This is a genomic window from Kineococcus xinjiangensis (assembly GCF_002934625.1).
Taxonomy (GTDB): domain Bacteria; phylum Actinomycetota; class Actinomycetes; order Actinomycetales; family Kineococcaceae; genus Kineococcus_A; species Kineococcus_A xinjiangensis.
In genome coordinates, this window is sequence record NZ_PTJD01000014.1 from 82,880 (window position 1) to 96,605 (window position 13,726).

11 protein-coding genes are annotated in these 13,726 nt (G+C 74.0%); 3 read left to right on the plus strand and 8 right to left on the minus strand.

The genetic code is table 11. The features are described 5' to 3' along the window. Positions 1–66: 66 nt before the first annotated feature. The 6 genes from CLV92_RS17055 to CLV92_RS17080 all read right to left on the minus strand — a co-directional run bounded on the left by CLV92_RS17055 (position 67) and on the right by CLV92_RS17080 (position 7,034). Positions 67–774, minus strand: coding sequence for a DUF624 domain-containing protein (locus CLV92_RS17055; RefSeq protein WP_104434708.1), 708 nt, complete (start codon positions 772–774; stop codon positions 67–69). 5 nt (positions 775–779) lie between these two features. Further along, entirely contained in the window at positions 780–1,697 is a 918-nt protein-coding gene (locus CLV92_RS17060) for a carbohydrate ABC transporter permease (RefSeq protein WP_104434710.1), read from the minus strand. Beyond that, positions 1,697–2,617 (minus strand): carbohydrate ABC transporter permease, encoded by a 921-nt coding sequence (locus CLV92_RS17065; protein WP_104434712.1) that lies wholly within the window; start codon positions 2,615–2,617, stop codon positions 1,697–1,699. The genes CLV92_RS17060 and CLV92_RS17065 overlap by 1 nt, the downstream gene beginning before the upstream one ends. Positions 2,618–2,689: 72 nt before the next feature. After that, entirely contained in the window at positions 2,690–3,958 is a 1,269-nt protein-coding gene (locus CLV92_RS17070; RefSeq protein ID WP_104434714.1) for an ABC transporter substrate-binding protein, read from the minus strand. After that, the gene (locus tag CLV92_RS17075) at positions 3,955–6,018 is read right to left on the minus strand and encodes a DUF2264 domain-containing protein (RefSeq protein ID WP_104434716.1); all 2,064 of its coding nucleotides are present in this window, start codon (positions 6,016–6,018) and stop codon (positions 3,955–3,957) included. The genes CLV92_RS17070 and CLV92_RS17075 overlap by 4 nt, the downstream gene beginning before the upstream one ends. Next, positions 6,015–7,034 carry a hydroxyacid dehydrogenase gene (locus CLV92_RS17080; protein WP_211291224.1) on the minus strand — a complete coding sequence of 340 codons (1,020 nt, stop codon included), beginning with the start codon at positions 7,032–7,034 and terminating at the stop codon, positions 6,015–6,017. The genes CLV92_RS17075 and CLV92_RS17080 overlap by 4 nt, the downstream gene beginning before the upstream one ends. 159 nt (positions 7,035–7,193) lie before the next feature. Between CLV92_RS17080 and CLV92_RS17085 the strand changes: the two genes are divergently transcribed. Both CLV92_RS17085 and CLV92_RS17090 read left to right on the plus strand, forming a co-directional pair. Continuing rightward, entirely contained in the window at positions 7,194–8,390 is a 1,197-nt protein-coding gene (locus CLV92_RS17085) for a substrate-binding domain-containing protein (RefSeq protein WP_211291225.1), read from the plus strand. Continuing rightward, a complete protein-coding gene (locus CLV92_RS17090; RefSeq protein ID WP_104434718.1) occupies positions 8,387–9,070 on the plus strand; it encodes a ThuA domain-containing protein in 684 nt (227 codons plus the stop codon). Before CLV92_RS17085 ends, CLV92_RS17090 begins: the two co-directional genes overlap by 4 nt. A 4-nt stretch (positions 9,071–9,074) precedes the next feature. On the opposite strand, the gene CLV92_RS17095 is transcribed toward CLV92_RS17090, so the two are convergent. After that, positions 9,075–9,572, minus strand: coding sequence for a DnaJ family domain-containing protein (locus CLV92_RS17095; protein WP_104434720.1), 498 nt, complete (start codon positions 9,570–9,572; stop codon positions 9,075–9,077). A gap of 169 nt (positions 9,573–9,741) precedes the next feature. Here CLV92_RS17095 and CLV92_RS17100 point away from each other — a divergent pair, with 169 nt between their 5' ends. Further along, positions 9,742–10,680: an endo alpha-1,4 polygalactosaminidase gene (locus CLV92_RS17100; protein ID WP_211291226.1), complete on the plus strand. Its 939-nt coding sequence runs from the start codon at positions 9,742–9,744 to the stop codon at positions 10,678–10,680. A 73-nt stretch (positions 10,681–10,753) separates the two neighbouring features. On the opposite strand, the gene CLV92_RS22955 is transcribed toward CLV92_RS17100, so the two are convergent. Further along, positions 10,754–13,477, minus strand: coding sequence for a fibronectin type III domain-containing protein (locus CLV92_RS22955; RefSeq protein ID WP_104434722.1), 2,724 nt, complete (start codon positions 13,475–13,477; stop codon positions 10,754–10,756). Positions 13,478–13,726: the final 249 nt, after the last annotated feature.

The following is a 13,726-nucleotide window of genomic DNA, read 5'->3' on the forward strand; positions in this document are numbered from 1 at the left end:
GACCCGAGCGACGGGCGCGAGCGGGCGCGAGCGGGGGCGAGCGACGAGCGGCGAGCAGGGGCGGGATCAGGGGCGGCCGTGCTGCGGCAGCACCGCCGCCAGGGAGGCGCAGGCACCGCTCCACACCACGAAGAGCACGGGCGCCGGCAGCAGGGGCAGCACCAGCAGGGGGCTGTGCGCGAGCGCCACGACCAGCACGCCCAGCAGGGCGAGCGCCACGGCACTGGCGGCCCACCGGCGGACCGTGGCGTACACCGCGGCACGCACCAGCGCCCCGGTGCGCACCCCCGGGAACCGCACGAGCGCCGCCAGGGCCGTCAGCGCGCTCAGCAGGACGCCGGCGGCGAGGACGACCAGCAGGGGCACGAGGTGGCCGGCCGCGCCGGTGCCGGCCACCACGGCGACGTCCACGGCGAGGACGCCCAGCACGGCCAGCGCCGCGCCCCAGACCGCCAGCGCCCGGGCCGCCGTGCGCCGGTAGCAGGCGAGGAAGTCCCGCACCGGACGCAGCCCCTCCTCCGAGCGCAGCCGGTCCCAGCACCCGAAGGCCGCGGCGACGGCCGGGCCCACGCACAGGGCCAGCACGAGGAAGAACGGCCACGACCGCAGCGGGTCCACCACGACGGCCAGCCCCAGCAGCAGCGGGGACGTCGCCACCGCGAGCAGCAGGTTCACCACCAGGGCGGCGTGGACGTGCGCGAAGAGCGCCTCGTACGTCGCGCCGGACACGGCCGGCAGGCGCCGGGCCGGGGCGGTCGCCGCAGCGGGGGCCACCGCGCTCAGCCCTTCATCCCGGCGGTCGCGATGCCCTGGATGAAGTACCGCTGCCCCAGGAGGAAGACGAGGAGGATGGGCAGCACCGAGATGACCGAGCCGGTCATGATCATCGCGTACTCGGCGTCGTAGAGGCCCACGAAGGACCGCAGTCCGAGCTGCACCGTCCACAGCTCGTTGCTCGTCAGGTAGATGAACGGCCCCATGTAGTCGTTCCAGGTGTGCACGAACGTCAGCAGCGCCAGGCTCGCCAGCGCCGGCCTGGACAGGGGCAGGACGATGCGGGCCCAGATGCCGTACTCGCTGAGGCCGTCGATCCGCGCCGCCTCGCACAGCTCGTCGGGGATGGTCATGTAGTACTGCCGCATCAGGAACACGCCGAAGGCACCGAACGCCTGCAGCAGGATCAGCGACGTGAACGTGTTCGTCAGCCCCGCCTTCTGCATGAGGATGTACTGCGGGACCATGTACGCCTGCCAGGGCACCGCGATCGTGGCGATGTAGGCGAGGAAGAGGACGTCGCGCCCGGGGAAGCGCACCTTCGCGAAGCCGTACGCCGCGAAGCTGCCGGTGAGGACCTGCAGGAAGGTGATGGTCACGGCGAGGAAGAGGGAGTTGCGCAGGTACGTCAGCATCGGGATGCGCGTCCAGATGTCGGCGTAGTTGCTCCAGACGAACTCCGTCGGCACCCACTGCACGGGCACGCTGAAGACCTGGTTGTCGTGCTTGAGCGACGAGGACACCATCCACACGAACGGCACCAGCACCGCCAGCGTCAGGCCGGCGAGGAGCGCGTGGACGAGTGCGCTGCGGACCCGAGACCGCAGCGCGCGGGAGCGGGCGCTCGCCGGCGGAGGGGTGACGGGCAGCGGGGCGGGAAGTTCGCCGGCCTCGCGCAGCCTCCCGGGCAGGGTCGTGCTCATCACCGCTCCCGTCGTTCCTGGACCTTGAACTGCAGCACCGTGACCGTCAGCACGATGAGGAAGAGCACCAGCGAGATCGCCGACGCGTACCCGAAGCGGCCCTCGCGGATGCCCTCGCGGTAGATCAGCTGCGAGAGGACCGTCGTGGCGCGGCCGGGACCACCGTCGGTCATGACGACGATGAGGTCGAACACCTTGAAGCTGCCGACGGTGACCATGACGAGGACCAGGAACGTCGTGGGCCGCAGGCACGGCAGCGTGACGTTGCGGAACCGCTGCCAGGCGTTGGCGCCGTCGACCTGGGCCGCCTCGTAGTACTCCGGCGGGATCGCCTGCAACCCCGCGAGGTAGATCACCATGTAGTAGCCCATGTCGCGCCAGACGCTGGTGATGATGACGGCGGGCATCGCCCAGTCGCTGCTCGTCGTCCAGCCCGGCGGGTCGGCGACGCCGAGCGCCTCCAGGAGCAGGTTCACCGGGCCGGCGGTGGGGTTGAACAGCATGTTCCACACCACCGCGACCGCGACCAGGGAGGTGATGTAGGGGAAGAAGAGCGCGGTCCGGAAGAACCCCACGCCGCGCAGCTTCTCGTTGAGCAGGATGGCCAGGCCGAGGGCTGCGGCCATGGTGAGGGGGATGTGGCCCGCCGCGTAGTAGGTGGTGTTCTTCAGCGCCACCCAGAACGTCTCGTTGCCGAGCATCCGCTCGAAGTTGGCCAGGCCCACCCACTCGGGGTCGGAGTAGGAGTTCCACTTCATGAACGACAGCCCGAGGGCTGCCACGACGGGCAGCAGCGTCAGCGCGGCGAACCCCAGGAAGTTCGGCAGGATGAAGCTCCAGCCGATGAGCGTGTTGCGCCGGACCTGCCGCGGGTCGCCGTGACGGCGCAGCGCTGGCCTGGATGCGTCAGTGAGGGCCACGGGCGGCCACCTCCGTCCTCGTGCGGTGCCGCGCGGCCGGCCGGTCGCCGGCCGCGCGGCGGGTGGGCCTCATCAGCCCAGCACCTCGTCCCGGACCCGCTCCTCCATGGCCGCGATGCCCTCGGTCACGGACTTCTCCCCCACCATGACGAGCTGGTGCTCCTCGTTGAGGATGGTGTCGACGTCGCCGGAGAACTCGCTCACGGGCATCTCGAGCACGACCTCGCCGGGCTCGAAGGCCTCCTTGGAGCCCTCGTCCGCGGGAAGCCCCGGCACCTGGAAGAAGGCCTCGGTGATCTCCGGGTCGGTGTAGGCGGGCACCACCCCGACGGCGGCGATGGCCTTGGCACCCTCCTCACCGGCCGCGAACTCCAGGAAGCGCTTGGCGGCCTCGGTGTTCTTCGCGTTCTTGTTGACGGCGAAGGCCGTCGGCGAGCCGAACGTGGTGACGTCGTCGCCACCGTCGCGCTGCGGCAGGGGCGCCATGCCCCACTCCACGTCGGACTTCCCGGCGTCCTTCGCCTGCTTGATGCCCGCGATGTACCAGGTGCCCATCGGCAGCATCGCCGCCCTGCCGGTCTCGAACATCGTCCGGTAGCTGGTCTTCTGGGCGGCGGCGGTGGCGTAGTCGAGCGCCGCGCCGCTCTCCTGCAGCTCCAGGTCGACGTCGTACTGCGGCGCGAAGAAGTCGTAGTCCCCGCTGAGCTGGTCACCGCTGCTCTGCGCGTCGGCGACGGACTGCACCACGGAGCGCCAGGTGTGGTGGTAGGTGCCGAAGACCTTCTGCTCCCCCTCCCCCGCCGTCAGCCGCTGCGCCAGGTCGCGGTACTCCGACCACGTCATGCGCTCGGGATGGGGCAGCCCGGCGGCGTCGAAGAGGGCCTTGTTGTAGTAGAGCAGCCAGAAGTCCTGCCGGTAGGGCACGGCGAAGGTGCTGCCGTCGAGGTCGAAGTCGTCCAGGCCGGCGAGCTTGTCCCCACCCGCGGCCTCCGCCACGTCGCCGACCTCCTGCAGCTGGCCGCGGCCGGCGTAGCGGGCGTACTCGACGACGTTCTTCATGGTGATGACGTCGGTGGTGTCCCCACCGGCGAGCATGGTGGTGACCTTCTCCGGGTAGTCGTCGGCGAGGATGTCGACTGGTTGCACGTCGATGTCCTCGTTGGCCGCCTCGAAGGCGTCGAAGAGGGCCTTGAACTCCGGGGTCTGCTCGTAGTTCCACACCGAGACCGTCAGCGTGGTGGGTCCGCCTGCGGCGGCGGGTCCCTCGCCTCCGCCGCAGGCGCTGAGCGCCAGGGTGACACCGACGGCCGTGGCCGCCGCCTTGAGGACCGTCAGCTTCATCGCTGGAACTCCTTCGTCGGGTGGTGCGGGGACGGGACCGGGCAGTCGCCGGAGCCGGGGACGTCGTGGGGCAGGGAGAAGCGGGAGTGCGTGCCGTCGGGCCAGCCGACCGTCGCGGCCGGTCCCGCGGCCGCTGCGGTGTGGAGGGTGAGGACGGGGGGTCCACCGGGCCGGGCGCGGCGGCCGGCGAGGAGGACGGCGGCGGCGTACCAGCGCCCGGGTTCGGCCGCGGCCGCGGTCCGCCGTTCCGGGACCGCGGTCAGCACCGACAGCGGGGTGGCGTCGAGGACCGCGTGGACGGTGGCCAGCGGCAGGCCCGCCAGGTCGTGGACGGCGGAGACGAGCCGGCCGGAGCAGGCCGTGGAGGAGTCGAACCGCGTGCCGTGCTCCTCGCCGACGCCCACGGCCCAGCCGCCGAGCCGCAGCACCCCGTTCACCACGTCGGAGCGGGGCGCGAGGTCGACGCGGGCCAGCCGGACCTCCCAGTGGTGGCGCACCACGGAGACCGCGGTGACCCACGGGCCGCGGCGGGTCGTCCCCGCGTGGCCGGATCCGTGCCCGGGCGCGGTGGGGTCGGGCTCGACCCAGTGCGCCCGCCAGCGGGAGGCGCCCAGCAGGGCGGCCGGCGTCCCGTCGCCCTCCCCCAGCGCCCGCACGGTGAGGGTGGTGAAACCGGCGCGGTGGCTGGGCAGCCCGTCCTCGTCGAGGACGACGACGGAGGAGTCCAGCGGGTCGGCGGCGTGGTTCCCCGCCATCAGCGGCGCGGTGGCGGTGGAGTACCCGAGGCGGGCGTAGAGCGGGCTGTCGCTGACCTCGCTGCCGGGCAGGGCGTGGTCGCAGCCGTGGTTGACGACCCGGACGAGACCGTCGTCGCGGGTGCCGCTGACCAGCCAGCCGGGGGCCGCCGCGGTGCGCATGTCGTCGCCGAGTTCGAGCGGCAGGGGTTCCTCCACGGCCGTCCACACGGGGTGGTCGGCGGGCAGCGCGAGGCCCAGCAGTCCCTTCGACGCCCAGTACGGCGATCCGGGCCCGGAATAGGACTGCGCCATCGGGCGCCAGGCGTCGTGCCAGCCGAGGGTGAGCAGCCCGTCGGGGCCGGGCACGCCGGCGTCGGTGAAGTGGCGGACGATGCCGCTGGCGGCGCGGCGGAGGCGGCCAGGGCCCAGCGCCGTGGAGCCCGCGAGCGCCCCCGCCCAGAACGGGGCCGCAGCGGCGTAGCGGTAGACGAGGCTGCGGCCCTGCAGGAGCGGGGAGCCGTCGGCGCCCACGAGCCGGACGGCGTCGTGGAGGAACCGGTCGAGGTGGGCCAGGTAGCGCCCGCGCCGGGCGGTGGCCAGGGGGTCGTCCCCGGCCATCTGCAACCAGAGCACCGGGTAGAGGTGCAGCGCCCAGCCCGCGTAGTGGTCGTAGGCGCGTTCCGCCCCGTCGGAGTACCAGCCGCCCTCGCGGGTGAACGTGTCGTGCAGGGCGAGGTCGTGCTCGAGGTCGTCCCGGGACCAGGGGCCGCCGACCGAGCGGAGGAACTGCTCGACGACGATGCGGAACCACACCCAGTTGATGGGCGGGTAGTCCGCGCCGACGACCGTGGCGAGGTAGTCGACGGTGCGCTCCTGCACGCCGGGGTCGAGGCGGTCCCAGATCCACGGCCGGGTCAGGTGCAGGGCGAGCGCGAGGGCGGCCGCCTCGACCTTCGCCTGGCCGTGCTCGTCGGGGCGGGTCCAGCGCTCCGGGGAGGTGGGGTCGGTGCCCGCGGCGAGGCCCTGCGCGTACCAGCCGGCCAGGTCGAGGGGGTCGGCGCCGCCCTCCCCCGCGAGGCGGAAGCCGGCGGCCATGAACGTGCGGGCGAAGCCCTCCAGACCGTCGACGGCGCGGCCGTAGCCGCCCGGGGCGCCGGGCGGGGTGACGAGGGCGTGGGTGGGTGAGGCGTGGGGGCGCACGGCCAGCAGCAGGTCGTCGGCGGTGGCCTCCCAGTGCCGGCGCGTCCAGCCGGTGCACGGCGACAGCGCCCGGTCCTCGGGCACGGCGGCGGCCGCGGGCCGCAGCACGGTGGGGGCGCTCATGCGATCAGCTCCAGGTCGCGGCTGAGGACCTGGTGGCGCAGGGGCTGCCCGACGAGGTAGCGGCCGAGCTCGTCGAGCGCCACGTCGGTCATCCGGAACGTCTCGCTGCCCAGGGAGCCGGCCACGTGCGGGGTGATGACGACGTTGCGCAGCTCGTACAGGGGCGAGGCGGCCGGCAGGGGTTCGGGGGAGGTCACGTCGAGGACGGCGTAGAGCCGGCCGGTGGCGCACTCCCGCTCGAGGGCGGCGGTGTCGAGCAGGGCCCCGCGGGCGGTGTTGACGACCGTTGCGCCGTCGGGCAGCAGCGCCAACTCCCGGGCGCCGATCATCCCGCGGGTGGTGGGCAGGTCCGGGGCGTGCAGGGACAGCACGGAGACGCGGGGCAGCATCTCCGGCAGGGCGACGAGGTGGCCGCCGGCCTCCGCGACCTCGAGGGGGTCGGCGTGGGGGTCGGCGACGAGGCAGGTGACGCCGTCGAGCTGCTGGAGCAGGCGCACCACGCGGCGGCCGATCCGGGAGAACCCGACGACGCCGATGGTGCGGCGGTAGTTGCTGAGCTCCCCGTGGGCGTGCAGGTAGGACCAGTCGTCGCGGTGCTCGCGGGCGTCGAGGGCGAGGAACTGGGCCTTCTTCCCGGCCAGGACGATGGAGGCGAACGTGAACTCCGCGACGGGGACGGCGTTGGCGTCCGCGCAGCTGCTCACGACGATGCCGCGGCGCCAGAACTCCTCGCTGACGACGGGGCGCACGGAACCGGCGCAGTGCAGGACGGCGCGCAGCCGGCGCATCGCCGCGAGGCGGCGGGCGTCGAGGCGGGGGGCGCCCCAGCTGGTGAGCAGGATCTCGACCTCCGCGAGCGCCGGGGCCAGGGCGGGGTCGTCCAGGTCGTCGGTCCAGAGGACGGCGGGGAAGGAGAGGTGGTCGCGCAGCCGGTCGAGTCGCTCGGCGTCGAACTGGGTCTGGAAGGTGTCGCGGCTCATCACCAGGAGCGCCGGTGGTCGTCGTGCGGAGCCCATGCGCTCCCGCCTCTCCGTCGAGGTGGTCACCCGGCGGGTGACCGGCGGCTCCTTGCCGCTGACCGGATCCGAGGAAATACTCGGGGCAGCACAAGGTCAATCAGTTCGATCAGATTCGATCAGGACTGTTCATTGTCGATCGACGGAGGAGGGGCGCACGTGGCCGACGACCTGCAGCGGCCGTCGATGTTCTCCCTGCAGCGGCGGGAGCGGCTGATGGACGAGCTGCGCCGCAACGGCTCGGTCCACATCCGCGACATCGCCCCCGTCCTCGGCGTCAGCGAGCTCACGGTGCGCCGCGACATCAACGCGATGGCGGAGCAGGGCCTGCTCACCCGTGTGCACGGCGGCGCCACCCTCAGCGGGCCCCTCGACGCCGCCCCGGCGCCCGCCCGCACCCGCTTCCCGAGCCGCTACACCCTCGGGATGGTCGTCCCCTCGCTGGACTACTACTGGCCGCACGTGGTGAGCGGGGCCCGGGCGGCGGCCACCCTCGCGCAGGCCCGCCTCGTCCTGCGCGGCTCCTCCTACGACGCGGACGACGACCGGCGCCAGATCGAGCGGCTGCTGGGCTCCACGGAGGTCCACGGCCTGGTCGCGGCGCCGGAGACCGGCGACGAGCGCGGCCGGGCGCTGCTGCGGTGGCTGGACACCCTGCCCATCCCCGTCGTCCTCGCCGAGCGGCGCGCGCCCCGGGACCTGCCCGCCCAGAACCTGGAGTGGGTCAGCACCGACCACCCGTTCGGTGCCGGGCTCGCCGTGCGCCACCTGCACGCCGGCGGCCACCGGCGCATCGGGTTGCTGCTGGCCCGGCACAGCCCGACCTCCGCGCACGTCCTCACCGGCTGGCAGCGCACCGTGCGCGAGCTGGGGCTGCCCGCGGACGATCCGCACGTCATCGAGCTCGACGCGGTGGGCGCCCACCGCGAGGAGGTGCTCACCCGTGTGCTGGAGCACTGCCGCCGCTCGGGCACGACGGCGCTGCTCGTGCACGCCGACCCGGAGGCGCTCGCCCTCGCCCAGACGTGCCTGGACCAGGGCGTGCGGGTGCCGGAGGACCTCGCGGTCGTTGCCTACGACGACGAGGTGGCGCACCTGTCGCAGCCGGCGCTGTCCGCGGTGCGGCCGCCGAAGGAGCACGTGGGCCGCACCGCGGTGGAACTGCTCCTGGCGCGGCTGCAGGAGGGGGACCGGCGCCCGGTGCACCGGGTGCGGGTGAACCCCGCCCTCGTGGTGCGGGAGTCCAGCAGCCCGCCGGGGCGGGAGCCCGACCCGCCCCCGCCGCCGCGGACGAACCCCCGCACGAACCCCCGCACGACCCCGGGGACCGCCCCGGACAGGAGGAGGACGCGATGACCGACCCCGTGACCACGGACGGCCCCCGGGCGCTGCTGCTGTCCGGCGGTGGCCGCTACGCCGACCCCTGGCACCCGTTCGCCGCCACGACCGTCCGGCTGGCCGCGCTGCTCACCGGCTGCGGCCTGCGCGTCGACGTCCGCGACGACGTCGACGACGCCCTCGCCGGCCTGGCCGTGGCGCCACCGGACCTGCTGGTGGTGAACGTGGGCCAGCCCCGCGACGGCGGCCCCGCGCCCCTGCCCGGCGCGGCGGCGGACGGGTTCGCCGCCTACCTCGCCGGGTCCCGCCCCCTCCTCGGCGTCCACTCCAGCGCCACGAGCTTCGAGGGCTTCGACGCCTGGGAGGAGCGCCTGGGCGGCCGGTGGGTCCGCGACGTGTCCATGCACCCCGAGCACGGACCGGCCGCCGTGCAGGTCCTCGGCCCCCACCCCGTCACGGCGGGCCTCGCCGACTTCGTGCTCCTCGACGAGCGCTACACCCACCTGCGGGTGCAGCCGGACGTCACGGCCGTCGCCGGGCACGAGCACGAGGGGCGCCGCCACCCGCTGGTGTGGGTGCGCGACGCCGACGGCACCCGCACCGCCTACGACGCGCTGGGCCACGACGAGCGCTCCTACGACTCCGCGGAGCACCTGCGCCTGCTGCGCGGAGTCGTCGGCTGGCTGCTGGGGGGCTGACGGCTCAGCGGCCGCGGCGCAGCGCGCGCTCGCGCAGCCGCTGCCACCAGCGGCTGCGCGGCGGGGCGGGTTCCGGCGCCGGCGGTGGCGGTGGCGGTGGGTTCGCCTCGCTCCAGGCGGCGAGGGCCTCGTCGACGTCGAGCAGCGCGACCGCCAGCGGCGTCCCGAGCTGCGGCCGTCGGTACTCCCGGAGCAGGCGGGCGTTGAAGTCCTCGACGGCCTCCCGCACGTCCGCCGCGGAGGGGTAGCCGGGCACGGCGGCGCGCAGCGCGGCCCGCTCCCGCCGGAACGCCAGGTGCGGCGGCAGCATCGCCGCCAGGTCCAGGCCCTCCCGGCGCGCCAGGCCGGCCGCCCAGTCCTCGGGGGTGAAGGGCTGGTCGAGGCCGGGGATCGGCTTGCCCGCGCCGGGCAGGGCGTCGAACTCGCCGCGCTCCTGCGCCTCCCGGATCAGCCGCTCGGTCCAGCTCTCGAACGACCTGCCGGCCGGCTTGCGCTGCGACATCCGCCCGTTCCCTCCCACCCGTCCCGCTCCCGCGTCCCATGGTGCGGTCCTCCCCCGGCGGCGGCCAGACGGGCGGGCGCCGCCGTCGTGGCCCAGCCTCCGCCGGGTGCAGGGCTTACCGTGGCTGGGGGTCCGCCGACGCGGCGGGACCCGGGCAGGAGGAGGCGCTGTGGCAGTCGTTCCCGGCGGGCGCCGGTTCCGGATGGCGGCGCTGCTGGCCCTGGCGCTGGCGTGCGCGTCGTGCACCGGCGCCGGCGGCGAGGGCGTGCCGCAGGAGTCGGTGACGGAGGGGCCGGTGCCGGAGGAGTCCGTGCCGGAGGCGTCAGCGACGGAGCAGTCGGGAGGGACCGTGACGGAGGGGATCGAGACGGCCCTGCCCCGGGGGACGCGGGTGGGGCGGGCACGGTGGAAGCCGCGGCCCGGTGTCGCCTGGCAGTGGCAGCTCTCCGGCGACCTCGACCTGACCGTCGACGTGCCCGTCTACGACGTCGACTGGCAGGTTCCCCGCGACGTCGTGGACCGCCTGCACCGCGACGGGCGGCGGGTCATCTGCTACGTCAGCGTCGGCACGGTCGAGGAGTACCGCGACGACGCCGGGGACTTCCCCGCCGAGGTGCAGGGCCGGCCGCTGGCCGACTGGCCCGACGAGCGCTGGCTGGACGTCCGGCGCCTGGACCTCATCGGCCCGCCCCTGCTGCGCCGCCTCGACGTGTGCCGGGAGAAGGGCTTCGACGCGGTCGAGCCGGACAACGTCGACGCCTACAGCAACGCCAGCGGTTTCCCGCTGACCGCCGAGGACCAGCTGAGGTTCAACCGCTGGATCGCGCGGGCCGCGCACGAGCGGGGGATGTCCGTGGGGCTGAAGAACGACGTCGACCAGATCGCGGAGCTGGAGCCGGACTTCGACTTCGCCGTCAACGAGCAGTGCCTGCAGTACGAGGAGTGCGGCGCCTACGAGCCCTTCGTTCGGGCGGGGAAGGCCGTCCTGCACGTGGAGTACGAGATGAGCCCCGAGGAGTTCTGCGCGGCGGTGCCCGTGCCCGGTTTCTCCTCGATGCTGAAGCGCTACGACCTGGACGCCTACCGCCACGTCTGCCCGGGGAGCTGATCCGGCGCAGGGGACACCGGGGAGCGCGGAGGGGGCGGGCCCGGTCGGGCCCGCCCCCTCCGCCGTCAGCCGGTCACCAGCCGGTGACGGCGTTCGACCAGCCCGAGTAGGGGCTGGTGCCCACGGCGTTCACGGCCTGCACGCGGAACCGGTAGGTGCCCACCTGCGGCAGGGGCATCGTCAGGCTGGTGCTCGACGCCGGCACGAGGTTCGGGTGCACGACCGTCTGCAGCACCTCGCCGTACCAGCCGATCCGGTAGGCAGTGACCCGGTAGCCGGTCACGGGGGACCCGCCGTTCGTCGCCGGCGCGCTCCAGGTCGCGGTGGCGACGATGCTGCCGCCCCACACGCCGGAGTGGGCGGTGCCGATGACGGGCGCCCCCGGGGTGGTGGCCGGGGTGACGGCGTTGGAACGGACCGAGGCCTCCCCGGCGCCCACCGCGTTCACCGCGACCACGTCGAAGGTGTACGCGCGGCCGTTCGTCAGCCCCGTGGCGGTGAAGCTCACCGCCGTCGCCGGGACCGTCGCCGTCGCCTGCACCGTGGCCGACGTGCCGTCGTAGCGGCGGATGCGGTACTCCCTGATCGGGGAACCGCCCGTGCTCACCGGCGCCGTCCACGTCAGCGTCGCGGAGGCGTTGCCCGCCCTGGCCGCGACGGAGGTCGCCGCACCGGGGACGGTGACGGTGGAGTCCGCGCTGACGTAGCCGCCGCGGAAGGCGGTGGGCGTCGCCACGACGGTGTCGGCCGTGGGGACCCGGAACCAGCCGGACAGCTTCCCGCCGTACCCGCGCAGGTTCACACCGTGCACCGGCGTCCCACCGGGGACGGTGAGCGGCGCGTAGACGTCGGCGGGGCCGCTGATGTGCACGCCGGTGTCGTCGAGGTAGGCGGAGACCCGCGGGGCGTTCTTGCGCCACTCGGAGTGCTTGAGGATCAGGTCGCTCTGGATCCGCAGCGGGATCTGGACCAGGGGCGCGTCGCCGGTGTGCGTGGTGCGGTAGGCGCCGAGGACTCCCTCGACCACCGGGTAGAGCAGGCCGTCCTCGGCGAGGTTGGACTGGTGGGCGTAGAAGGAGCGGGGGTCGTTGGCCAGGACCTTCTGCAGCGCGTTGCGGACCTCCACCGGCTTCAGGTAGCCCTCGAAGCTGGCCTGCGCCTGCGCGTCGGTGGCCGCGGGCAGCGGCGAGATGCAGGTGCTGCGCACGTCGACCTCGCAGATCCCGCTGCCCCCGTTCGCGCGGGAGGTGTAGTACCAGTTGTACTCGTCGATCTGCTCGAGGTACGTCGCCGTGTTGTAGTACACGTTCATCGGGTAGCGCGGCACCGTCCGCGCCGCGCCGACCGCGCGGCGAACGTCCTCGCGCGAGGCGTCGGAGGCGATGTGCCTGATCCCGGTCGCGTCCAGCGCGGGGGCGAGGAAGGGGTTGTCGACCGGCTGCTGCGGGTCCGTCCGAAGCCCGGAGTGCTCACCCGTGACCAGTTCGGTGGCGTCGAAGTTGGGCAGCGCGTTCGCCCGGGCCCAGTCGATGTTGGCCTGCACCTGCTGCTGCAGGAACTCCTGCGAGGCCCAGTAGGTGCCGCCACTCTCCTGCGAGGGGATGCCCGGGTCCTGGCGCGGGCCTTCTTCCGGGCCGGTGGCGCAGCGCCAGGACTGCCCCACGACCGTCGGGGCGATCTGGATGCAGCCCATGAAGGGGTGGGAGTACGTGTGGTTGACCCACGGGAACTCCGCCTTCGCCGCCAGGAGCGCGTCGGTCAGCGGGTCGGTCCCACCGCCGGCCTCCTTCGCCGCGACGCTGCCGCCGGCGTTGAACACCATGTCCAGCTTGAAGCCGTTGGCGCGCTGCCAGCCCACGAGGCGCTGCACGTCGGCGGCGTTCATGCGGATGTCGGGGGTGGACACCGCCGGGTCGACGCAGTCGTCGCCAGGGGTGCAGTTGCCGTCCACGCTCCAGCGGGAGTCGGGCAGGAACACGTCGTCGACCTGCACGTCGAAGTAGGAGCGGTGGTGGCCGAGGTGGATGCCCCGCGTCATCCACGACACCACGCCGTGCGCGATCGTGTTGTACCACTGCATCGACGGGTTGTACGCCGCGGAGATCATCAGTTCCTCGCGGCCGTCGTGCGCGTAGGACCAGGCGATCGCCCCGGACCCCTCCGTCGCAGTGGCCGTGATGAGCGGGGTCACCACCTCACCGGCGGGCAGGTCGGCCGCCGGCTGCGCCAGGTAGCCGTAGACCTCGCTGACCGCCGGGTCGAAGTCGTCGATGGGCAGCGGACCGCTCAGCGCGGAGAACCCCGACGCCCGCGCCGCGGCCGTCACCGTCCCCGCCGCGCCGTCCAGCGAACCCGCGTACGTCGCCGTCGCACCCGTCCCCGTCCCCGGGTACACGTAGGCGTTCACCTGCCGGATCCCGAACCGGCGCTCGAACGCGGCCAGTTCCGTCAGCTCCGCCGGGCTCATCCCCCACGGGTTGGCGTTGGGGAGGACCACCGCCTGGAACCGCGCCGCGCCGGAGGCGGCGTCCACCAGGAACTCCCGGTCGATGACCGCGCGGCCGGCGGCCGCCAGGTCCACGACGGTGTGGGGCACGCCCTCGCGCGCCAGTTCCGTCGCGATCGCCTGCGACGACGGGTCTCCCGCCGTCACCACCAGCACTCGCAGCTCCACCCGGAGACCTGCGGCCTGCGCCGGCTCGACCAGGCCCACCAGGGGCACCGCGGCCACTGCCGTTCCCGCGATGAGCCGCCGCAGCCGGGAACCGAACCCGTGGCACTCCTGGGCCTTCGCCATCCTCGCTGCTCCCACCCTCGTCCGATCGTTCCCCCGAGAGGTTAGAAAACTCTCCGCAACCGGAGGACCGTTCGGCCGATAGTCCACACGGACGGTCTACCCCTCCACCGGTGACGGCGAGTGACCGCGGCGGTGGCCGTCCGGGCGCCCACCGAGCCCGCCCACCCCGAACGGCCGCACCCGCTCCGCCGATCCGGTGAGCCACCCGGTGTGACCATCACCCCCCTGGCGGCGGGCACCCGTCGGGGC